Below are 21,813 nucleotides of genomic sequence, written 5' to 3' on the forward strand. Positions count from 1 at the left end.
TTGCCGCAAGTCCATGAATCGTGTATCTTATTGGTATGGGTACGTTTCTTTCGCCGCTTTCATGGTTCATATTGGTATTTATCGGTATATTATTAATGGGTGTCGCTTATTTTTTATTTACTTTCAAAAGTAGAAAAACAGGAGATGCAGAATATTTACCGAAAGGAAAACCGGGCGCGCCCGGCGTCTGCCCTATTTGCTGTACCGTATTAAAGAAAGGGGAACAGCTAAAAACAAAGGTTTATCCATCGGAAGGAACCGACCGATTATGTTCAATCTATGGATGTCCTCACTGTTATCCGATGATAGAACCCGACGCAGATCGTTTTTGTCCCGTGTGTAAAGCCCCCGTTCCAACCGATTCATACCTCATTGCACGGCTATTTGACCGTAGTAAAACGGATAAGCACGTCCGTATCCTCGGATGTAAAGTATGTCGGCACGCATAAACCGACGATGCCGTATCCGCAATTTTAATCGCAAAAGTATATGCCCCCTTACGAAAAAACTCCATATCTGCCGCGGCGATGTCGTATCTTTTATCGGGAGCGGCGGAAAAACCACATCCATAATTACCACTGCAAATGAACTCGCAGCGCGGGGATTACACGTCGCGGTAACGACTACGACAAAGATGGGGATACGCGAAAAGGAGCGGCTTGATTCCGCCGTGTCCTTTTTCGGTATGGAGACGGGAGAAAAGCTGAGCGCACCGCCGTTAGAAGTAATCGATAGTCTCTGTGATAATTACGATGTAGTTCTAATTGAAGCGGACGGCAGTAAACGGCGGGCGGTCAAGGGGTGGAACGATACCGAACCCGTCATCCACCCCCGTACCACAAAGACGGTTGGGCTTATTTCGACGCGGACGCTCGGCAAGCCGGTGAATGAAACGTGGGTACACCGAACGGAACGATTTTTGAACATTACTTCCGCAAAGATGAATAGACCGCTGCGACTTACCCATATTATGCAAGCGGTTTTTCACCCAAACGGTCTTTTTTTGAAGGCGCGCGGTACTTGTTTTGTACTCTGTATTGCGCCGAGGAGCGAACATGAAGCAATCCGCACCGCTTATTATCGTGCGCGGGGCAGGAGATTTGGCCAGCGGGGTACTGGCAGCAATCCATACCTCAGGTTTTCGTGTCCTTGCACTGGAAACCGAAAACCCTTCCGCCATCCGCCGTACCGTTGCGTTTAGTGAGGCTGTTAGGCTTGGGCATTGCACAATAGAAGGAATCGAAGCGCGCCTGATTGCAAAAGAGCATGCCGCAGGGATTCTGTCTGCAAAGGACAGTGAAGCAGGTACTCGATCCGGTACGGAATCGATTGCGGTCGGAACCGGCGCTGCTGTCGGCTCCAAAGCAAACCGGTCAAGCTTTATCCCCATTGCGGTTGACCCTACGGGAGAGTTGATCAGTGTATTGCAGCCTGCCGCCGTTGTGGATGCCATCATCGCAAAGAAAAATTACGGAACGCGCCTCGATATGGCGCCGTTGGTCATTGCGCTGGGACCGGGCTTTACCGCCGAAAGGGACGCACACATCGTTATCGAAACTATGCGCGGGCATAATTTAGGACGGCTCATTTATCAAGGAACGGCGCTCCCCAATACCGGCGTTCCGGGGCTGGTCGGCGGAGAAAGCGCCTTGAGGGTTATCCATGCACCGGCGGCAGGCACGCTGCGTGTTATACATGATATCGGCGACTCGGTTACCCGCGGCGAAACTATTGCCCGCATCATACGCGCGGACGGCAGCGTTACTGATGTTGCCGCTTCGCTTAATGGGATAATCCGAGGCATGCTGCCCGACAGGTTTACCGTCCGCAGCGGACTCAAAATGGCGGATATAGACCCGCGCCTTACCGAATTGAACAACTGCTTTACCATTTCCGACAAGGCGCGCGCACTCGGCGGGGCAGTATTGACGGCGCTGCTTTCCCGCGGTATTGTGCCATAAGACGAATGTCTATACGACAATGACGGAGCTGTGGATTTGCCGGCATAAGGGATTATCCTCTGAACAAGAGCGCACACTGGCAAAGGGATTGCTGAAAACCATACTTGCTGAGCGGATTCCGCATTGTCCTGTGCAGCTTTTGTTTGAATACGGAAAATACGGAAAGCCGTACCTAAAAGATGGAGCGCTGTATTTCAGTTTATCATATACGCATGGAGTGTGCCTCATTGCGCTATCCGATAGTGAAATCGGCGCTGATATTGAGCGGTTGCGCGCTGCAAAACCGAATGTTGCAAGCCGCTGTTTTACCGATGCCGAAAACAGCTATCTTTACCAAAATATGGAGCTGTTTGATCAACGATTTTACGAGTTGTGGACACAAAAGGAAGCATATCTCAAATATACGGGGGAAGGCTTTTACCGCTCACCCAAAAGTGTAGATGTTTTATCTTGTCCTATTCGCCGCAGTCTCTATACGTTGACGGTGAACGATGTAGTCATCTCCTTGTGCGGAAAAAATATACAACCGGTTTCGGTTTATAAGGTCCCTTTACAAGGAAATTAAGAAGGTACTCTATGAAAGAAAATACTGTGATGCTTTGCGCTATCGGTGCGCTCTTGCTTATCATGTTGACGGCATGGATTATCAATCTTGTACGGGCGGCAAAAAACAAGCTGCCGATGCGCTGGTTGGAACGTGTTGTATATATATCCGGCATTATTTGTGTCGGATTAAATGCAATCCGCAGTTGGCGCCTCTACGAAAACAGCATCGGTATCTTTATCGTCGCTCATGCGATTGCGCTTTTCAGTATTCTGTCGGCATTTATCCGCTCGGAACGGCAGCGTAATGGAAAAGATAAATCCTAAAATTGCCGAACGTGTAAAAAAAAGACTACAAATAGTTTTGCAGTCTTTTTTTGAGCTATGATGGATTCGAACCATCGACCCACGCCTTAAAAGGGCGTTGCTCTACCTACTGAGCTAATAGCCCATATCTTGAAATAACAGGGCGAGTATATAGGATATTGATTGCTATGTCAATAGCCTTTTTTTAAAATGCCGAGAGCTATAAATACTAGACCTATTCGATAACTGTGTTTCGAATAGGTCGATGAACTCTTGCATCGCACAATTTAGAACATCGCATTTCAAGGTAACCTGTTCAGAAACGGAAGTTTCCGAACAGATTTACTTTTATTTCGGTATTCCTGTTACCGATTTTTATGTTAAAGACGGGGTGCCGAGAACTTGCCCCCCTGCCTTTTTCCCGCTATTTTACAACATGGCGTCCTGATGGGGATGCCGGACAACTTATTCCTGCTGAGGTAACAATTCTATCACCGAGAATGCTTATTTGACGTCCGCAATGAATACAGTGAACACCGTCATATACGGCAATATGCTTTTTTGTCGGGTTCTTGGTACAAACAATATCACCGGTCGCTGATACTAAGTTATGACCGACCGGTTTTATATCTTGCTCACAAAATCTACATTTCATAAAAATCTCCTGTAAAAAGCAATGCTTATTCTTTCTATCATTTTTTAGGAGAGAAATCAACATACCCCGACGCGCGAATCAACAACCCCGACTTAATTGTATCGGATAACCGATTGCAGCGGTATCCAGCCGGTAACCCCGACGGCGGTTTTAATGTAGTACCATTGCGGCGCCTTGCGCATGATGATAACACTTTCACCTGCCGAAAGCCGGTGCACGATACTACCGGTATGTTCCGGTATACGCCGCACCGCTATTTCGCCGGTGTCCTCAATACACACGCCCTGCGGCCGCACTATGAGCCGGAACAGTACGGCGGTGAGGCTTCCGCTGCACAATGCAAGGATGATACAGAGCAGCATAAACCGCTTTTTATTGCGGAAACCGCACACTGCCGCACCGATCAGCAGTAAGCCGGAGATTGCCGCCGTTAGAATACCGAGCAGGCGCGGATACAGCGGCAGCGGATGCGCAATCTCCAACGCAGCTTCCAACTTTCTGCGTTCACGGCGGATTGCGGGAGAAAAAAGTGCCGCAGCTTCCTGCTTACGGTAGTCGGCTATTTGCTTTGCCGCGGTGCTTTTTTCTTGCTCGGTCATAGTGCTGCCGCTGTACTGCGTTTCAGGCGGGAGCGCCTGAAACGCAGCGGCGGTGAAGCCGCCCGCGCCGCTTTTATCGGTAGCCTCCGTAATTGCCTGCCGGTCGATGCGGTAGGCAGCAGGAGTGCTGAATGCTTTTCCGCCCGCCGTAAAAAATATCTGCGCTTGAGGAAGGCTTTGAACGCCTATCCGCAAGGGTATCAAACTAAAGGCGGCAAGAACATAGCGCTCGTCATCGGTCTCGGAGCTGCCGGTATTAGACAGGGCAGTATTTGACAAAGCCGCCGAGTTTATTAAAACAGCCGCATCGAACGGCAGTTCTGTGAGTGTAAGCGGTTTCAGCGCGGCGCTTTCGGAAGGAGCGCATTCGATACGGACTATTTCAGCCGGTAACGGCAGCTCACTGTGCATATCCCGAAGCGCGGCGCCCCTTCGGCCATCTTGTGGTTGGGCTGATTCGGAGCCGATTCCTGCAGAACCGAAAACTCCTGATCGACCGGCTTCGGAACGGGGCGCTTCGAGGTGGGAGTATTCTGCTTGCTCAGAGGCGGTTTGTAAAGCATGCCGGTAACGCTCGGTATATCCTGCCGAATAAAAGGCTGCGGTTAAACACAGGATGTATTCGGTGCCTTGTTCAAGGGCTGCGCCGTCCGCAATCGGCAGACCGCTTGAAGAATACAGCGTCCACACAAACGGCGTATGCTCCGAAAGCCGCGGCCGGTGTACGGTTATATCCAGCGGTGTCAGCTCGACCGTTTGCCGTTTCCATTGCAGTTCCGGCTCGAATCGGAACCTGCCTGTTTTGTTAAAACGATACCGATAGCGTAGGTGTAGACCGTCCCGTTCGGGGATCGCGCTGCTCTGTATCAGCTCTGCCGTATCGTTCTCCCGCTCGAGGATAAATCGCGGCGTATTGCCATTATTCTTCTGCAAATACGGAGCTTCTCGTTTGATGATAACTTCAATTTCAAATTCACGATCAATTGATAATTCGGTACCGTCTATTTTGAGTTCAATAAAATGCTTAGCATAATCGCTTTGCTGCCCATAGAGGATTGCGGCTGCACAAAAGAAAAAAAAGAGTGTTGCCGTCTTCGCGACTAGCCTGCATACTAAAAGTCCTAATAATCGTTTATCGCCGGTTCCGATTCGCGCTGTGTTTTTTTCCATTCGGTTTGCTCTCTTTTGCGAATAATATCTAAGATAATCGAATCCGTCAGATCGGCCTCGGGATCTTCGGTAGCATTTTGCGGAGCTTGATGCTGCATCTCCCGCTGTGTGTCGCTCAACTTTTTGCTCAACTCGTAATTAATCTTAGCCGCCGTATCGCGGCCGGACAGTTCCAATGATTTTCGGAACAATGTCACCGCTTCCGCATAATCCTTTGCATGAAACGCAATAATGCCTTGTTGATAAAACCGATGCGCCCGTAAAATATCCGGAGCGGTTTCGAAACCATTTTGTAATTTTCCGGACGCAGCCTCATCTTCTCCCTGCATCAGATATGAAGAGGCAAGCGCAAAATCCGTGTACGGTTTTATGGTCTCATCGGATAATTCCGCCGCTAAACTTTCAGCCTCATAAAAATACAACACGGCATCGTTCCAATCGCTCCGCATCCATGCGAGTGTTCCTTTTACGTGTGCAATTTTGGTTTGCTGTTCTGCGCTGCATCCCAATAGGGCAAACATCGTCATCAATAAAAAAATAAAACTCACCGACAAAAATGATGATCTACATAACGATGATAATAATGTTGAACGTGATGATATGGGTGATATGACGGCAGCCGGACGTCTACATTTTTTTAGCACGGATACCTCCCGCACAAAGACCGAGACAAAAAAAGAGGAGCGCCATCGCCGTACACTCGAATGTCCGCCGTACCGGTTTTTGCACATATCGTATTTTCTCGCTTTCGGTATCGCCTTCCGTCAGCGATTGCAACACCTTCTGAGCCGAACCGAGGTCGCCAGCGGAAATATAAAAACTTCCGTTTAAGGCTTGCTCCGCATAGCGTTTAAGAATAGCTTCCTCCAACGCACTTTTTTGCACGACCGATTCGTGTTTTTCATTCAGGATGGAGAGTGTGCCGCCTGTTTCCGTTCCAAAGCCGATGATAATCAGTTGAACATTTTCCTGTCGATACCGCGGAAGAATACGCGGCACCGAACCGATTGTTTCACCGCCGTCGGTACATAGCACAACCGTTTTTCCGGTTAATCGATTTTCGGGGAATGCCTCCAATGCGACACGCAGCCCGTGTTCAAGATTACTGCCTGCCGAGGTTGCATTGAACGGCGACAGCGTTTCCGCTGCGGTCAGTACACTCTGATGATTAAAACTCAACGGTACGGCAAGCGTACCCAGTCCCTTTATCGTAACGAGTCCGCAGGCAGTTTCCGGCAAGCGTTCTATCAAAAAGGAAACATACCGCTTTGCAAATTCGAGCCGGTTCGGTGTGATGTCGGCGACGGTCATACTGCGCGAAATATCGACGGCAAAGATGACCGCATTTCCGTGTTTGACTACGGTGGTTTGTTTTGTGCCCCAGAGCGGTACTGCTGCAGCAATACTGAGAAACAGCCAGCCGATGCTCCAAAGCGCCATTCGGATTCGCAGTGTCCGTATAATGGCGTGAATCTCTCCCGCCGCAGCGTAGCTTTCTTTTAATTTTTTTATGCGATACAGCGTAACGGCGCAGGCAGGCAGAATAGCAATGATGAACAACAGGAAAAACGGTTTTTCAAATTCAATCATTATGACACCGCCTGCATTCCGATTCTGCGGAGCAGCCATGCTCCTACCGCGCAGCTCATTGCAATCAATAAAAACAGCCCGTCAAGGTACGCGTATTTACGCATTGTCATTGAAGGAGGCGTCGCCGGTATTTTTTGAATAAATCGATTAAAAATATCCGTTAATAATTCGGGTGACTGTGCCGAAAAATAGCGGCCGTTACCGTAACCGGCGATTTTTTGTAACTCCGCTTCATTAAACACGGTGTTGAGCGTACCGGAAATTTCTTTTTTTTGAATCGGATCAATATACTTAACCGGCGCATATCCCGACTTTCCCAACCCGATAATGTAGAATCCGATTTTTTTATGCTTGATGATATCCGCAGCAGCGCGGGGATGCACCTCTCCGGTGTTGTTATCTCCGTCGGTAAAGAGAATGATATGTGAGGGGATCGTGGAATACTGTGTCAGATGCAGCACGGCAGAGGCAAGCCCCATACCGATTGCCGTTCCGTCACCGAATTCACCGACTTGCAGTTGATCCAACCGAGTCAGAAACGTGTGCCGATCGATTGTCGGTGGAATGAGTACGGCGGCGGAACTTCCCAGCGCGGTAAGACCCAACGAATCACCTTCGTACTTTTCCGCAAAAGACTTGATAATCTGCTTCGCCGCCTCAAGCCGTGTCTGTGTTCCCATGTCCTGTGCCGCCATCGAGGGGCTGGTGTCGATGACAAACATCAGCGCCTGTCCCGAACCGGCATACATCGCTTCGGAAGTTTGCCGTACCGGTTCCGCAAGCGCTGCAACGGCGAACACAAAGGCTGCCGCAAGGGTGTACTGGGAGATACGGTGCACAAGATACACCCGCAGATTTTTTTCTGGAACAAATCCGTTCCAATTTCCGAGCGGCAGCGATATCGATACCGCTTGCAATCTCCCCGTCCGCCGGAGCAGTACAAAAGTCGGCAGTAACAGCAGGAGGAAAAAAGAAAGCGGTCGTTGAAAATTCAGCACACGGATGTCCTTATCACGGGGGTAATTTTACGGGTCTGTGTGCGTTTATGCAAGGGTACGCATTGCATCCATGACAAAGCTTCATAGATATGCAGATTATTCAAATCGCTGAAAATACTGATCTTGCTAAACTTGGTAACCTACGAGAATCCCCCCCATATCCGCCAAGAGCGCGAAAAGAGAATTGTTAAATAAAGCGAATTTATGAGCAATACTTACACTTTGAATTTCCCGATTTCATCAACCAATCGATTGATGCTTTCTTTCGTTCCGTAAATGACTTTACTCCGTAGATGGCATCGTTAATCTGCATAAAATTTGAAGCCATTTCTTCCATACGGCTTTGAAGGGTTTGCGTAACTTTATCTAAGTTTCGTACCTCATCCATAACCTTTTCACTCCCGCCGGAGATTTCGGCAGAGCCTTGCTGAACCGATTGCGTTACCGCATTTATATCCTGCATGGAAGTCAGCACTTCTTTACCGGCTTTTGACTGCTCCGTCATCGAAAATGCAACCATAGAGGCCGATTCCTGTACTGCATCAGTATGCCCCGAAATAACGGTAAATTTTTCTACCGCCAGTGAGGCTGCCTTTACCAGTTGATCTATCTCGGCGGTTATCATCTTTAGAGTTCCGCTGATGGTTTTTCCTTGTGCGCTCGATTCTTCTGCCAGTTTCCGTATCTCATCGGCGACAACAGCAAACCCCTTTCCTGTCTCTCCGGCGTGAGCAGCCTCAATCGCAGCATTCATTGCCAACAGATTTGTTTGCGAGGCGATATTTTCAATGACATTTGAAGCTTCAAGCAAACTGCCCGATTGTTCTGCAATCTTTTGCGAAATGGCATTTGTCTCCACAAGGGTATTTTTACCGTCGACTGTTGCCGACGAAAGTGACTGAAGCGCCGTATTTGCCTTTTGCACGCTCGCAGTAACTGCTTGGATATTTGCAACCATTTGCTCTACCGCAGAGGAAACATCGCTGACATCGGAAGATTGTCCCTCAATCGACGTATTTAATTCACGTATAGCTTCAATAATTTGTGCGATAGCACTGGATGTTTCCGAAACACTATGTGCTTGATTATCAGCTGTAGCATGGAGACTGTCTATTTCACTTGCAATCTGAGTAATAGCACCGTCCGCCTTTTGCATCTCCAGAAAAAGATTTTCACCGATGCTCGTCATATTATGCGCTTCATCTTTGACTTGTTTAAATAACTTCCGCATCGTACCCGTTGTATGATTCAAATAATTACCGATTTGACCTATTTCATCCTTATGGGTATCCGCTTGTACGGTCAGATTTCCTTGCGCAAGTGACCCTAACACGCCCCCAATATCGATAATCCGTTTTGAGGTACTCCGCGCATTCAGTGCAATCAGCAGCGACACCAAAAGCAGCATTATGATTATTGCAACCGTAGAATCCAGCACAATACTGAAAACAGACGGTAAAAAGTCTTTAATCGGCGCCGTCAACACAATCGTATAAGGGAAATCTCTAGAGGCCGCTCTTTTTGCATAAATCATTTTTCCGGTTTGATTTTCATGCCAAGAGCCAAGATGCGTAAATCCCGACACCGGCTGTGCTTCGGCAGGAATATAGTCTTGCAAATGTTTGCCGAATACATCATCGTTTGATGAGATAACGATATTTCCATCAACATCAACGAGATACAGTGTTGAATGCGCACTCGGTAATGCTTGCTTTAAGCTTGTAACAGATGTATCCAAACTCAGCCCGATACCGGCAACACCGATAATATCTTTTCGTACATCGAAAACTTGTGCATTAATCCATAAAGCGGTAATCCCTGTCTCTTTATTTTTATTGATAAAAAAGGTAACAGGATCTTTAAGCTGTAAGGTGGTATAAAACCATGCGTCCGAATCATTTCCGGGATCTAATTTTCCTACTTGTATTACTCTATTTGCATCAGACTGGTAGTTGATATTTGCCATGGCACCGGCAATAAAGACCGAAATGATATGTTCTTTTGAAGCAAGTTCCCGAAAATCCCGCATTACATCACTTTTAAGTTCCCCTTCCGGCTGCCCCTGTTCAACCCAACTGATAAGGCTATGGTTTTCCGACCAATTCTGCGCAGCGGAAAAACCTCTGGTAAAAGCAACTTCTAAATTGATTGCCGCTGAATCCAGCATCGCTTTACTATCTTGATAAAACCGCTGCTCAAATTTTTTACGAACCGACAACACCATAAAAGCAAGACTGAGTGAAGCCGTAACGAGCACAGTAATAATCATAAAAAGCGTAAGTTTAGAGCGTATGGACATAGTATCTCTCCTGACATTTTCCGGCGTTCCTGCCCGGACAGTATTCTTACTTTGAAACTTTTTTTCTAACGATTTGTATTATGACTATTAGAAATGTTCTACTTTTGAAATATGCAGCTCCATAACATTCATCCGCTATTCATCGAGCCGCTACCGATAGCATCAGTATATTTTCAGTGTATATCGATCTAATGTAAAAGTCAAGCAAACTTTTTGAAAATACTTACCGTATCGAAACAACCGAGCAGTCAAAAACCGCCTGCTTGACAGAAAAATATAAAATCGTTATCGTACAAGAAGATACTAAGGATATAATCCATTGGAGGTGATTCTGTAAGTGGCAAGTATCGTTATCGATGATTCCGAAAACCTTGAAAAAGCGATTAAGCGTTTTAAACGCCAAGTTGAAAAAGAGGGAATTATCCGCGAGTGGAAAAAGCGCGAATACTATGAAAAGCCGTCTACTATTTTAAATAGAAAGAAGAAAGCTCTTCAGCGCAAATTAATGAAAAAAAACCGCAAGTCATATGATTCAAAATCATACTAATTTTTAACAATCAACAGCAAAGCCGATTAGATAATTCCTATTTATATTATTTATATTTGAAGAATTAATAATCGGCTTTGTAACTCTTCTACCAATATTGTTTCAATCCATAAAATCATCTATACTATTCTTACTTATTCTCAAAGCGCGTAGAAGGAATCGATCATGAAATATTCAATAGAAAAGTTTGAAACCGGCTACCTTATGGTTAACACATGGGTATTCCCGTTGAGCGAAAAAAGCGTTGCCGTAATCGATCCGGGCGGATTGAGTCCCGAATTATCCCAGTATTTATCTAAACTTAACCCTACGCATCTTGAAATTATGCTGACGCACGGTCATTTTGACCATGTCGGCGGCTTGCCGGCCTTAGTAAGAAAATATCCTGATTACCGCTTGTGGATCCACGAAAAAGATGTCGCATACCTCGGAGCGGCCGGAACGGAAACCCATTTCAAAAGTTTTGGACCGCTCCATGTTCAAAAATTGATAGAGCCGCTGGAAAAAAATCCGCTTCCGGAACCGACAGATTTTTATAAAGAAGGAGACATCGTCAACGGCTTTACCGTGCTGCATACCCCCGGACATACGCAAGGCTCTGTTTGTCTGTGGAATAAAGAAGCCGGAATCCTTTTTAGCGGTGACACCCTTTTCTATGGCTCCCGCGGCAGAACCGATTTACTCGACGGCAATGAAATGCAAATATGCCGGTCGCTCAAGCGGCTTTTTACCGAGCTGCCGGGAAATACTCAAGTTTATCCGGGGCACGGCTCCAACACGACGATTGAATTTGAAAAAAAATACCAAGGAGCATACGTGTAAAGGCGCTCCCGCTTCTATATTCGACCATCAACAACTTTCAGAATCTGTGCCGCCTTCTCAGTCTTGAGAAATTTTCGCAATCCGGCAGACTTTCGAGCGCGTTGCTTTACGATTTTCATAATTGCTGCGAGGTCATTGATATAGCCTTGGTTGTTAAAGGCTGAAATTTGTTGCAGCATTTCGTATTTCTTTTCGGCAAGTTCGATGAGCATACTCTCCAGCTGTGCTTGCGTCGGCTGACGAAAAGCCTCGTAAATAAGTGCCGTGATCGCCCCATACCGCTTTGCCAAATAATAATCGCCCTCGAATCGGCTGTTACGGGTGTTATGCGCCGGAACCGTATTTTTTGCATTGGTTAATAAAATGATGATAAGATGTTCGACAGGATCGATAATGGTAAGCGTTCCCGTCCAGCCGGTATGCCCGAAGGTTCCGGCAGAGGCAAAGGGCGAAAAAGCCCACGTATATTCCTGCGCTCCCTGCCGCCGCCACCCGAACCCGATACTTGAAACAAGCGCCTGTTGCGCCGTAAAATATCCTGCAACGGACGGATCAAAAAACCGTTTGACACCGTATCCGCCCTTATTCAGCATTACTTGCGCAAGTACTGCAATACTTTCCGCATTTGCAAACAGCCCCGCATGCCCGCTAATCTCTTCCATTGCCGTATACGCTTCAGCGTCATGTACAGTTCCATGAATGAGTTCCGTGATTTGTGTACTATCAATAGCATCTTGAGTGCGCGGTTTTGCACGAATTTCCGTTGCAGCAATCTCATCGAGTGTAAAACCCTGCCGGAGCGGTGTAAAACAAATTCTATCCAAACCAAGCGGGCGGTAAAAATTGTCGGCAACATATTCCGCCAGCCCCACCCCCGTTACCTTTTCGATAATATAGGTAAGCAGCATATAGTTGATATCCGAATAGATCATTGTCGTCCGAGGTTGATACACAAACGGAGTTTCCATAATCAAGTCAAAGGTATGCTCACGATAGCTTTTTTTTGAAACATTTTTAAGTTTCTTAATTTTCTGCGAATACGCCCTTCCAGCGGGAAATCCCGATTGATGAGTAAGAAGATCAAAGATCGTAATATCGGCTTTGCCTTTTATTTTACTTTTCTTAGCATCAACAAATTGCGGGAAAAAATGGTGGACGGTATCGGTGAGCGCAAGGCGCCGTTCGGAAATCAGTTTTTGAACGGCGAAATTAACCGCATACATTTTTGTATTGCTTGCAAGGTCAAATAAAGTCTTTTCCGTTACAGGAATCACTTCGTCAAGCGGATTGCCTGCACTGTCAACCCTGCTGATGGCGCCGTAAGCGCTGTTCTTGATCATCATGCCGTCTTTAATAATGACAAGCTGAGCGCCGGGAAACCCCGTCTCCGTTTCTGCAATCAGGAGCTGATCGACTAGTTCGAGTGTTTCGGTTGAATACGGTGCATCTTTCTGTTGTTTTTTTGAAACCTCCTGCGAATTGGAAAGCGGCAAAATAACAGGGTAGGGTATCTTTACCTGTAATGAAGGTTGCGCCTGCTCTTGTGCCGTACCGCTTCCGGCAGGAGTAAGCGCCGCAATATAGAGCATATTTCTACCGTTCTGAATATACGGTGATGCATCAAAGCACATCGGTTTACCCGTGCAAAGAGATTTTGTCGGAATCTTTCGGTTATTAATGTACAAATCAAAAGAAGCAAGCCCCTGTGCCCAAAAATAAATACGAGCCTGTCCTTTATACGCAGTAAAGGCAAGATAGTTATTCGGTAAAATAGAAGCATCGTATTCCTTCATCGGAATCGGAAACGTCTGTTCCGCTTGCATTTGTGCATCGGCAGAAAATACTGCGTCAATCATTCCGGCAGTATCGGTAGGCAATAAGCTGTCGTGTTTATGGGCAGAGGTAGAAGCGCATCCCAAAAGGCTCAACAGAAAATACGAAATAACAACCGAGACAGCAAGCGGCCAAAGGAACAATCTAAGGGAAAATCGGGAAGGCTTCATATCCGGCATCCTTTAATCGGAGCCCCATATCTCCGGCAGCGTTCTCTTTAACAAGTACGGCAAAATAAACAGTACCGCTGGGACGCGTTTCTTCTTTTATAATGGGAGTAAAATGTTTTTTTTGCAAATCGGCGGCAAGCGCTTCCGCATATTTTTTTGTCTTATAAAATCCAAGCTGATAATAGGAAGGCTTAGCCTGTGTTTCGGAAACCGCTGCCGGTTTTGAGGATTGAGTAGAAGCTGCCTCTGCTTTTGATGCAGCACTCGATTGTCCTGAAGTTTTTGTCGCTTCTGATGACGCACTTGTTTTAGAAGCGGTACTTCCGGCGGCCGGTTTCTGAGCAAGTCCGCTTCTCGGCATTAAGTACCAAAAAGTTGACGGCTGTACGGTAACGATTCCATTCACCGCTGCCGCTTCCATACCGGAAGGGTACTCTTTCAGCAGCCGCTGCTTTGCGTCCTCATCACCGTTGACCCACCAGAGTGTAAACAGCAATGCAGGATGATATTCCGAAAAAGCTTTTTTCTTAGTATAGGCGGTAATGAGGGGTACAGCTCGATCAGCCCTGTCTTCGGCGAGCAGTCTCCACGTATCATACACGGCGGCTCTCCGGTAATATGGATCTTCATCGCTCACCGGTAACGCGGCAGCAATTTCACTTAATAGGCTGCGGGCAGAATCCAGACTGCCGCCGCAGAGCAACACACGAACCGCATCCAGTAAAAGCGCAGTCTTTTTATCGGTAGTATCGAACTCAGCCGCCCGCCGGTAACAGTCCGCCGCATTGGAATAATTCCCGTTATGCTGTTCATAATCTGCCAACAGCATCAACGCTTGAACTTTTGCCTGAGCATTCGGGAGTGTTGCTAGATTCTTTTCAAAAAATTGCCGAACAGCTGCATCTGTCTTTTGTGCAAAGGCTTTTTGTGCCAAAGTTTGCACGGCGGGCTGCAACGCCGGTTCTGAAGGTTCTGCAAAGACTCCGGTACCGGCATTTATAATCATCATTGCTCCGGCGATAATGACAAAAAAAAGATATGGTTTCCCGAATCCCAAAAGGCGGCTACACATCCTGCTTTGCCGCCCCGCTCTCTTCGGAATGTTTCTTTTTCCCGAACCAACGGCGTTTTTCAGGTTTTAATTCAACTTTTTCAACATCATGATATAAAGCCGCTTGCTTTTCAGCTTTCTTCATTTTATGACGGCTGCTGATAAGAAAGGGCAAGACCGCAATATTTCCAAGCAAAAATGCAAACAGCATACTTAAAAAAATCGGCACATCTTTAAATACGTAAAAAATGACGGAAATATCGCAACGGTTTGATAGGTTAAACCCCATAAACAGCGCAATCATCAGCATCACAATAATAAAATACACTAACTTTCCCGGCATTATATCCTCCCCTGGAAATCCTTATACGACAGGGACAGCCCTAAACGTTTTCCCTTTTACGGATTGTAATTGAACTTTCATAAAATGTCCAATATGTTTCGGATCACACTTTTCCGCAAGCACAGCCATCTCCCCCTGCTCGGTATGTCCGAACAATTCATCGGGATTATTTCTCGACTGCGATTCAACCAACATCATAACGGTTGAACCAACCCGTTGCTGCATTTTAAGATCGGTAATATGTTGCTGTAAATCGATAACCTGTTGCAGCCGGTTAATCCGCTCGACATCGGGAATCCGGTCAGGGAAATCGTACGCTTTTGTCCCTTCACGCGGGTTATAATGATACATAAAAGCCGAATCAAATTGCACCGTCCTCATCAAGTCGAGCGTTTTTTCAAACTCTGCCTGTGTTTCTCCCGGAAACCCGATTAAAATATCGGTTGTCAGTACAATATCCGGTATCCGTTTACGAAGCTTTTCAACAATACTGAGGTATTGCTCAACAGTATACCGCCGATTCATTCGCGCAAGAATTTCGTTGGAGCCGTTTTGTACCGGCAAATGCAGCGATTTACATATCCGCGGATCCTCCGCCATCACCTCAATCAGTTCATCCGATAAATCTTTCGGGTGGCTTGAGATAAAGCGTATCCATTTAATAACGTCCTGTTCGGCACACGTCGCTGAAACCGCACGAAGCAAAGACGGAAAACTCACCGCTGCTCCCGTGGCAGGGTCAACTCCGTGATACGAATTGACATTCTGCCCCAACAGCGTAATTTCCCGGACATTCTTTCCGCTTAAAAACCGAATCTCATCCAAAATGCTTTCAACCGGACGGGAAATTTCCCTCCCACGGATATACGGCACAATGCAGTACGTACAAAAATTATTACAGCCGTTCATAATCGGGACAAAGCTTTGAAAAGCCCCTTCGGTATACGAACATTTGGAAAAATGATAGCGCTGTTCATTGCTGGACTGCGGGTTAAGCGCCGTCAGCTCAGCGATACCTTCCTTTGTGCCTGCCCAAAGCGTTTCCCTTTCAACCGCATCGAAGATTGCCGTAAATTGATCCCGTTCAAACATCCCGACGACATAATCAAGCAGCGGGAATTTTTCCTTTATCTGATCATGCAGCCGCTGTGCCATACAGCCCATTAAGACAATCGTAAAATTCCGCTTCTTTTTCATCGCGGAAAAAAGACCGAGCCGCCCGAATACGCGGGTTTCGGCGGTTATCCGCACCGAACAGGTATTCACAATCAGCAAATTGCAGTACTGTATATCTTCGGCAGCTTCCCAGCCGCGTTCCCGCAAGAGCTGTTCCAATGCCGCAGACTCGGCAAAGTTCATTTGACATCCGTACGTTTCAATAAAGTATTTCAAAATATGTATTCCTAAAATTATCTATAAAATAAATAAGGCAGCTCTCAACACTGAGTTTTTTAGCGATGCCTAATATAAAAAGTTTTCCACCTTACCGACGATTTAAAAAGCGATGCAATTTTAATGCAAGATTATCATATTTCCAACGGAGGACGCTCCCTTTTTCAAGGGTTTTGTTTGCAATAAGCGGAAATTCGGCAAGTACCAGCGGTTTCCCCTCATCTTCCGTAAAGAATTGCACCTTTCCGATTTTTTCTCCTGCGGCAATGGGAGCGGCAAGCGCACCGGGCACGAGTATACGCGAATGAATTTCAGCGGTATTCAGTACGGTTTCACCTGACTTCGCATCGGAAAGAGGAACGGTAAAAGCTCCACCATTTCCGCTCGGATCGTCCAACAGTGGCAGCAGCGCCGCTCTATTCGCCTGTTCTTTTGCCCCGACAACGGGAATAGCCGGAATATCCAATGGAAAGTTCTGTGCATATCTTGTGGAAAAGTGAGAAAACGCCCATTCCATCAATATTGTGCCGTTCTCTTCCCGTAGAGCCTTTCCCTCCGCCATACTTTTACCGGCGCCGCCTAAAATAACTGCAATGAATCGGATACCGTTCCGCTGTGCGGTAAGCGCAATATTAAAACCGGACTCATAAATGAACCCCGTCTTAATGCCATCGCAGCCGTCCAGTTTAGCCAACAGCGTATTCGTCGCCGGCTGGCGGATAATTGTTTGCGGTTTCAGCATATTATGCGACTGCGGATAGCTGAATTCCCGCAGCGAGTGAAACTGCGCAAGGTGGTCGGGGTATTTCCGCACATACACTGCACAAAAACGGGCAAAATCGCGGGCGGTTGTGCGGTTATATTCGCTCAAACCGTTTGCATCCTCAAAGTGCGTATTTTGCAAGCCGAGCGCCACGACAGCTTCATTCATCTGCCGAACAAAGGTCTCCACGGAACCTGCCGTATGAATTGCAAGTGCCACCGCAGCGTCATTACCGGAAACGACCGCCATACCCCTCATCAACTCTTCAACGGTTACTCGCTGATTTTTTTCTAAAAACATCAGCGATGACCCCGGCGGAATATTTACCGCCCACGATTCTGCAGGCGGCGTGATAGTGTCGGTCAGGCTGATCTCTCCCCGCTCAACAGCCTGCATCACCGTGTACATCGCAACCAATTTTGTTAATGAGGCAGGAGGAATACTTTGATCGGGATTTTTTTCGAATAACAGCGCTCCGCTTGAGGCGTCCATCACAGCAGCGGAACGAGCGCTTATTGCAGCCGGCTGCGGGATACCCTGCGTACAAGGCGCAAGGTGTAATAAAGGAGGAGTGTGAAAATATCTGCGAGCTTCGTTTCCGAGGGAATCGCGAGCAGCGGTTATATCTGCGCCGAAAGCCGCGTCCTGTCGCGCTTGTTCCTCCGGCAGGATAGTCAGTAATTGCGTGCTGCGAACATACAACGCAATGCCCGAAGCGACAATCCAACCGGCCGCTACGGCAACGGCTATAAGGATATAAAAACCGATTCTATGGGATTTTGTATTAGTCATGTACAATTATTATTGAAGTTGCAATCTTTCAACAGCGTAACGCTAATTTAATAAACCGGCGGGGTTAAGCGTTGCTCCGTTTCGATAAACGGTAAAATGAAGGTGCGGCCCCGTACTCATTCCGGTATTCCCAACCGTACCAATCTTTGAAGACACGGAAACAAAACTGCCTTTCGAAGTAAGAATTGTATTAAGGTGTCCGTATAAAGTTTGATATCCTGAATGATGGCGGATCATCACATAATTTCCATATACCGTGCTGTATCCGGTTGCAATAACTTGTCCGTTCAATGCCGCATAAACGGAAGTACCCTTGGGAGCGGCCATATCCATACCGTTATGGAAACTCCGTTGACCGTTCAGGAACGGATTATCACGCCAGCCGTAACGGGAAGTGATATAATAACTGCTATGCAGCGGTCTTCGGAAAAGGTCTCCGTTGATTTCCTGCAAGGTAGCCCAATCGAGTTTTGCATCAGGTAAAAAGATAACAGAGGCCGTTTCTATCGTATTATCGGTGAGTGTATTTACCGTTGCGAGTTTTTCCAAGGAAATTTTATATTTGTCGGCAATAGCTTCGGGCGTATCGCCTTTTTTTACCGTATAGGAAATACCATCTATCGACGGAATCTTTAATATCTGTCCGATTTGCAATGTCCGCGTATTTTTGAGTTTATTAAGGCTGATAATTGCATCTTGACTTACCCCGTATTCGGCAGCGATGGTACCGACTATATCACCTTGTTTAACCGAATATGCCCGATAATACAAGGACTGAGGAGCGGAAGACGCCTCATGCTCTTCCGGTAGTTCAGCAGGTAGAGAGGTGCCGCCGCCCACACCATGGTCGAAAGCGTCATTTTTGCCGCTATCGGACGACCATAAAACGAGGAATACTGAAGCGAAACATATAATACCAAAAATAAAAACACGTGTTACTTTCATTGTAATAATGGGAACATCTAAAAACTTTCGTTTTTAGATGTTTTCCTTAGATTTAATTTGCGATGTTTTTGTTTAAATTATTACAATATAAAGACTTAAACAAAAACTCGTCGGTCATCTCTAAAAATCTAACCGAGTTTTTAGAGATGACCTAATCACTTAGATTTATTTTATCATTATAGCACGCATTGGGAAAAAATCAAGGGAACTTTTGCTTTTGTATGGGATATGAAGAGAGATGGTATCCCCGTATTAAGAAGCAAGCAATCTAAATTCATTTTTATACAGATGAAAGAACGTGTCAACAAGAACAGGTTTAAAGTTCAAAACATTGCGGTTAATGAGAGGGGCAGCCTGTTGTAAAAGCTGCACAGCAGTTTCAGACAACCGTGAATATATTACCTACACTGGTATGTTAGACGGAGCAAAGGTGAGTGTTACTTCGACAGGGATCGGTGGTCCATCCGCATCGATTGCAATAGAAGAACTGGTGCGATGCGGCTCCGATACCTTTATCCGTGTGGGTACCTGCGGCGGCATGGATACCGCAGTAAAAGGAGGCGATCTTGTTATCGCGACAGGGGCAATTCGTGCAGAAGGAACCAGCAGAGAATATGCGCCTATTGAATTTCCGGCGATTGCAGATTTGGATATTATCAATGCGCTTGTACGGTCTGCAAAACATCTAAAACAGCCGTATCATACGGGGATTGTACACTGCAAAGATTCTTTTTACGGGCAGCGCGTACCATATAAAGCCTCATTGATAATCGCCTCAAGTTTCAGCAATGCTCAATTTGACTGCAAGTAATAACCGGCTGCGTTGCCTTATGCGAACACACAGTGCGCACCATTAAGCAATACTCACAAACTGCGTCGGGGTATTAAACCCGCACAAATAGAGAAATATTGATAGCGTTCAGTAATTATGATATAAACAAAGTCGTTGTACCGCATTGGACTATTTAAATGAGAACGTATAACACCAAATTAAAAAAGCAATGAATATGCCGGAAAAGGAGAATAGAAACACGGTATGAGCAGTATAATTTCAAAAATCGTAGCGGATTCCAATTATAAAATTGAGCAGTTTAATCAAACAGAGATAGATAGTGTAGAAAACTTAATCACTACTAAAACGGATAAAAAAGGAAATGATGTCTATTATGTAAAATGCCAGATAAGAGATAAAGATATTAAGCTTACTGATGAGGAACTTGTCCGTCAGCTTTATATCAATAAACTTATCAATGAATACAACTATCCAAAAGAAAAAATGGAACTCGAATACAGTGTTTCTTTTGGGAGGGAGAAGAAAAGAGCGGATATCGTTATCTTTGATAAACTTGCAACAACAAGCCCTTACATTATTGTTGAACTTAAAAAACCAAAGCTGAAGGACGGAAAGGAACAGTTAAAGAGCTACTGCAATGCAACAGGAGCTCCTATTGGCGTATGGACAAACGGCGGACAGATTTCTTTTTATCACAGGAAAGATCCTAATTTTTTTGAAGATTTACCGAATATCCCGACCTTTAATGAGAAACTGTCAGATATTTTAAGTGAGCGTTGGACGATAGATGACCTTATCTCAAAAGATAAGTTGCTTACAGAAAAGAAGAGCCTAAAAGACCTTATTTTGGAAATGGAAGACGAGGTGCTTGCTAACGCAGGTGTCGATGTATTTGAAGAAGTTTTCAAACTGATTTTTACAAAGCTTTATGATGAAATGGAAAGCGGAAGAAATCAGGTACGCCATCTTGAATTTAGAAATTACGGAGATACGGAAACGGAACTGAAAGACAAGATACAAAAGCTGTTTGACAAGGCAAAGAATAAGTGGGACGGTGTATTTTCACAAGACGCTAAAATTTTACTTAGTCCCTCTCATTTGTCCGTATGTGTATCTTCTCTTCAAGATGTAAAGCTTTTTAATTCCAATCTCGATGTTGTCGACGACGCTTTTGAATATTTGATGAGCAAATCTTCTAAGGGAGAAAAAGGGCAATACTTTACTCCAAGATATGTAATAGATATGTGCGTTAAAATGCTCAATCCAAAGGCAGATGAAACAATGATAGATCCTGCGAGCGGCTCCTGTGGATTTCCTGTTCACACAATATTTTATGTGTGGAAACAAATACTAAAAGAAAAGGGAATAGAGCAAAGTCATTTGTTCACCAGTCAAGAAAAGCCTGCTGAATGTACCGATTATGTTAATGATAACGTGTTTGCAATTGACTTTGATGAAAAAGCTGTGCGGGTAGCAAGAACACTTAATTTAATTGCAGGAGACGGACAGACAAATGTGCTCCATCTTAATACCCTTGATTATGAGCGCTGGGAGGATACGACTAAGACTGAAGATTGGACAGATACGTATAATGAGGGATGGAAAAAGTTTAAAAAACTAAGAACAACTAAAAACAGCAACTATTCTTTTGAGTTTGATATTCTAATGGCTAATCCGCCTTTTGCGGGTGATATTAAAGAGTCAAGAATTATCGCTAAATACGAACTCGGTAAAAATGCAAATGGAAAATATCAATCAAAAGTCGGCAGGGATATTCTTTTCATAGAAAGAAACCTTAATTTCTTAAAACCGGGTGGAAGAATGGCAATTGTGCTTCCGCAAGGCAGATTTAACAATTCATCTGATAAATACATTAGAGATTTTATAACGGAGCGTTGCAGAATACTTGCTGTTGTCGGCTTACACGGAAATGTTTTTAAACCTCATACGGGAACGAAAACATCGGTTCTCTTCGTTCAAAAATGGGACGATAAACTTTGCCCTAAAAAAGAAGATTACCCGATCTTTTTTGCTACCATGCAGGAACCAAGCAAGGATAACTCAGGCGATAAAATCTTTGTCAAAGATAAAGACGGATTGCCAATCCTTGATACGCACGGACACTTAATCGTCAAGCACGATTTATATAACCACGATGGAATGACTGAAGACGGCATAGCCGAAGCCTTTGCAGAATTTGCAAAAAAAGAGCATTTAAGTTTTTTTTAAATAGCCCGTTTG

Annotated in this window: 20 protein-coding genes, 1 tRNA gene and 1 pseudogene; 9 read left to right on the plus strand and 13 right to left on the minus strand. The window is 45.6% G+C overall.

The features are described from left to right. Nucleotides 1-35 precede the first annotated feature (35 nt). The 5 genes from HGH47_RS05120 to HGH47_RS05140 are packed head-to-tail and all read left to right on the plus strand — an operon-like array spanning nt 36 to nt 2,831. Entirely contained in the window at nt 36-449 is a 414-nt protein-coding gene (locus tag HGH47_RS05120) for a hypothetical protein (protein WP_212565794.1), read from the plus strand. Continuing rightward, nucleotides 434-1,201, plus strand: coding sequence for a selenium cofactor biosynthesis protein YqeC (yqeC, locus tag HGH47_RS05125; RefSeq protein WP_230974533.1), 768 nt, complete (start codon nt 434-436; stop codon nt 1,199-1,201). Before HGH47_RS05120 ends, yqeC begins: the two co-directional genes overlap by 16 nt. Next, entirely contained in the window at nt 1,083-1,961 is an 879-nt protein-coding gene (gene yqeB / locus HGH47_RS05130; RefSeq protein WP_230974651.1) for a selenium-dependent molybdenum cofactor biosynthesis protein YqeB, read from the plus strand. Before yqeC ends, yqeB begins: the two co-directional genes overlap by 119 nt. Nucleotides 1,962-1,980: 19 nt before the next feature. Continuing rightward, a complete protein-coding gene (locus HGH47_RS05135) occupies nt 1,981-2,526 on the plus strand; it encodes a 4'-phosphopantetheinyl transferase family protein (RefSeq protein WP_253675991.1) in 546 nt (181 codons plus the stop codon). Nucleotides 2,527-2,537: 11 nt separating this feature from the next. Continuing rightward, on the plus strand, nt 2,538-2,831 hold the full coding sequence (locus HGH47_RS05140) for a hypothetical protein (RefSeq protein ID WP_212565792.1): 294 nt from the start codon (nt 2,538-2,540) through the stop codon (nt 2,829-2,831). A gap of 51 nt (nt 2,832-2,882) precedes the next feature. Here HGH47_RS05140 and HGH47_RS05145 read toward each other — a convergent pair. From HGH47_RS05145 to HGH47_RS05175, 7 genes are all read right to left on the minus strand, one after another. Further along, nucleotides 2,883-2,955: transfer RNA gene (locus tag HGH47_RS05145), tRNA-Lys, on the minus strand. 279 nt (nt 2,956-3,234) lie between these two features. Further along, a complete protein-coding gene (locus tag HGH47_RS05150) occupies nt 3,235-3,465 on the minus strand; it encodes a hypothetical protein (RefSeq protein ID WP_212565791.1) in 231 nt (76 codons plus the stop codon). A gap of 92 nt (nt 3,466-3,557) precedes the next feature. Next, on the minus strand, nt 3,558-5,234 hold the full coding sequence (locus HGH47_RS05155; protein WP_212565790.1) for an SH3 domain-containing protein: 1,677 nt from the start codon (nt 5,232-5,234) through the stop codon (nt 3,558-3,560). Beyond that, nucleotides 5,186-5,782 carry a tetratricopeptide repeat protein gene (locus HGH47_RS05160; protein ID WP_230974531.1) on the minus strand — a complete coding sequence of 199 codons (597 nt, stop codon included), beginning with the start codon at nt 5,780-5,782 and terminating at the stop codon, nt 5,186-5,188. Before HGH47_RS05160 ends, HGH47_RS05155 begins: the two co-directional genes overlap by 49 nt. Before the next feature lie 79 nt (nt 5,783-5,861). Beyond that, nucleotides 5,862-6,824, minus strand: a complete 963-nt coding sequence (locus HGH47_RS05165; RefSeq protein WP_212565789.1) for a vWA domain-containing protein — start codon at nt 6,822-6,824, stop codon at nt 5,862-5,864. Beyond that, nucleotides 6,824-7,822 (minus strand): VWA domain-containing protein, encoded by a 999-nt coding sequence (locus tag HGH47_RS05170; protein WP_212565788.1) that lies wholly within the window; start codon nt 7,820-7,822, stop codon nt 6,824-6,826. Before HGH47_RS05170 ends, HGH47_RS05165 begins: the two co-directional genes overlap by 1 nt. A gap of 202 nt (nt 7,823-8,024) precedes the next feature. Beyond that, nucleotides 8,025-10,121, minus strand: a complete 2,097-nt coding sequence (locus HGH47_RS05175) for a methyl-accepting chemotaxis protein (protein WP_432910802.1) — start codon at nt 10,119-10,121, stop codon at nt 8,025-8,027. A 337-nt stretch (nt 10,122-10,458) separates the two neighbouring features. On the opposite strand from HGH47_RS05175, the gene rpsU reads away from it, so the two are divergent. Both rpsU and HGH47_RS05185 read left to right on the plus strand, forming a co-directional pair. Next, on the plus strand, nt 10,459-10,668 hold the full coding sequence (rpsU, locus tag HGH47_RS05180) for a 30S ribosomal protein S21 (RefSeq protein WP_006188264.1): 210 nt from the start codon (nt 10,459-10,461) through the stop codon (nt 10,666-10,668). A 165-nt stretch (nt 10,669-10,833) separates the two neighbouring features. Beyond that, nucleotides 10,834-11,490, plus strand: coding sequence for an MBL fold metallo-hydrolase (locus HGH47_RS05185; RefSeq protein ID WP_432910805.1), 657 nt, complete (start codon nt 10,834-10,836; stop codon nt 11,488-11,490). A gap of 14 nt (nt 11,491-11,504) precedes the next feature. Here the strand turns inward: HGH47_RS05185 and pbp4b are convergent, their stop codons facing one another. From pbp4b to HGH47_RS05215, 6 genes are all read right to left on the minus strand, one after another. Then, nucleotides 11,505-13,493, minus strand: coding sequence for a penicillin binding protein PBP4B (gene pbp4b, locus HGH47_RS05190; RefSeq protein ID WP_432910808.1), 1,989 nt, complete (start codon nt 13,491-13,493; stop codon nt 11,505-11,507). Continuing rightward, nucleotides 13,468-14,550, minus strand: a complete 1,083-nt coding sequence (locus HGH47_RS05195; RefSeq protein ID WP_432910811.1) for an SPOR domain-containing protein — start codon at nt 14,548-14,550, stop codon at nt 13,468-13,470. Before HGH47_RS05195 ends, pbp4b begins: the two co-directional genes overlap by 26 nt. Nucleotides 14,551-14,557: 7 nt before the next feature. Continuing rightward, on the minus strand, nt 14,558-14,887 hold the full coding sequence (locus tag HGH47_RS05200) for a hypothetical protein (protein ID WP_206182633.1): 330 nt from the start codon (nt 14,885-14,887) through the stop codon (nt 14,558-14,560). A gap of 21 nt (nt 14,888-14,908) precedes the next feature. After that, the gene (gene miaB, locus HGH47_RS05205) at nt 14,909-16,279 is read right to left on the minus strand and encodes a tRNA (N6-isopentenyl adenosine(37)-C2)-methylthiotransferase MiaB (protein ID WP_432910815.1); all 1,371 of its coding nucleotides are present in this window, start codon (nt 16,277-16,279) and stop codon (nt 14,909-14,911) included. Nucleotides 16,280-16,370: 91 nt separating this feature from the next. Next, on the minus strand, nt 16,371-17,834 hold the full coding sequence (locus tag HGH47_RS05210) for a D-alanyl-D-alanine carboxypeptidase family protein (RefSeq protein ID WP_212565782.1): 1,464 nt from the start codon (nt 17,832-17,834) through the stop codon (nt 16,371-16,373). Nucleotides 17,835-17,876: 42 nt separating this feature from the next. After that, nucleotides 17,877-18,779, minus strand: coding sequence for a LysM peptidoglycan-binding domain-containing M23 family metallopeptidase (locus HGH47_RS05215; RefSeq protein ID WP_212565781.1), 903 nt, complete (start codon nt 18,777-18,779; stop codon nt 17,877-17,879). Nucleotides 18,780-19,155: 376 nt separating this feature from the next. Here HGH47_RS05215 and HGH47_RS05220 point away from each other — a divergent pair. Both HGH47_RS05220 and HGH47_RS05225 read left to right on the plus strand, forming a co-directional pair. Further along, nucleotides 19,156-19,530, plus strand: a pseudogene (locus HGH47_RS05220) (nucleoside phosphorylase); the annotation flags it as partial. 285 nt (nt 19,531-19,815) lie between these two features. Continuing rightward, nucleotides 19,816-21,801 carry an N-6 DNA methylase gene (locus tag HGH47_RS05225; RefSeq protein WP_212565780.1) on the plus strand — a complete coding sequence of 662 codons (1,986 nt, stop codon included), beginning with the start codon at nt 19,816-19,818 and terminating at the stop codon, nt 21,799-21,801. The last annotated feature ends 12 nt before the right edge of the window (nt 21,802-21,813 follow it).

The organism is Treponema sp. OMZ 805 (assembly GCF_050937395.1).
Lineage (GTDB): Bacteria > Spirochaetota > Spirochaetia > Treponematales > Treponemataceae > Treponema.

What these genes read in the sequence shown, in the direction of transcription:
- HGH47_RS05225 (WP_212565780.1), top strand. Translation starts at nt 19,816, where the DNA reads ATGAGCAGTATAATTTCAAAAATCGTAGCGGATTCCAATTATAAAATT.
- HGH47_RS05120 (WP_212565794.1), top strand. Translation starts at nt 36, where the DNA reads ATGGGTACGTTTCTTTCGCCGCTTTCATGGTTCATATTGGTATTTATC.
- pbp4b (WP_432910808.1), bottom strand. Translation starts at nt 13,493, where the DNA reads ATGAAGCCTTCCCGATTTTCCCTTAGATTGTTCCTTTGGCCGCTTGCT.
- HGH47_RS05155 (WP_212565790.1), bottom strand. Translation starts at nt 5,234, where the DNA reads ATGGAAAAAAACACAGCGCGAATCGGAACCGGCGATAAACGATTATTA.
- HGH47_RS05135 (WP_253675991.1), top strand. Translation starts at nt 1,981, where the DNA reads ATGACGGAGCTGTGGATTTGCCGGCATAAGGGATTATCCTCTGAACAA.
- HGH47_RS05200 (WP_206182633.1), bottom strand. Translation starts at nt 14,887, where the DNA reads ATGCCGGGAAAGTTAGTGTATTTTATTATTGTGATGCTGATGATTGCG.
- HGH47_RS05210 (WP_212565782.1), bottom strand. Translation starts at nt 17,834, where the DNA reads ATGACTAATACAAAATCCCATAGAATCGGTTTTTATATCCTTATAGCC.
- HGH47_RS05150 (WP_212565791.1), bottom strand. Translation starts at nt 3,465, where the DNA reads ATGAAATGTAGATTTTGTGAGCAAGATATAAAACCGGTCGGTCATAAC.
- HGH47_RS05140 (WP_212565792.1), top strand. Translation starts at nt 2,538, where the DNA reads ATGAAAGAAAATACTGTGATGCTTTGCGCTATCGGTGCGCTCTTGCTT.
- HGH47_RS05185 (WP_432910805.1), top strand. Translation starts at nt 10,834, where the DNA reads ATGAAATATTCAATAGAAAAGTTTGAAACCGGCTACCTTATGGTTAAC.
- HGH47_RS05165 (WP_212565789.1), bottom strand. Translation starts at nt 6,824, where the DNA reads ATGATTGAATTTGAAAAACCGTTTTTCCTGTTGTTCATCATTGCTATT.
- HGH47_RS05175 (WP_432910802.1), bottom strand. Translation starts at nt 10,121, where the DNA reads ATGTCCATACGCTCTAAACTTACGCTTTTTATGATTATTACTGTGCTC.
- HGH47_RS05215 (WP_212565781.1), bottom strand. Translation starts at nt 18,779, where the DNA reads ATGAAAGTAACACGTGTTTTTATTTTTGGTATTATATGTTTCGCTTCA.
- yqeC (WP_230974533.1), top strand. Translation starts at nt 434, where the DNA reads ATGTCGGCACGCATAAACCGACGATGCCGTATCCGCAATTTTAATCGC.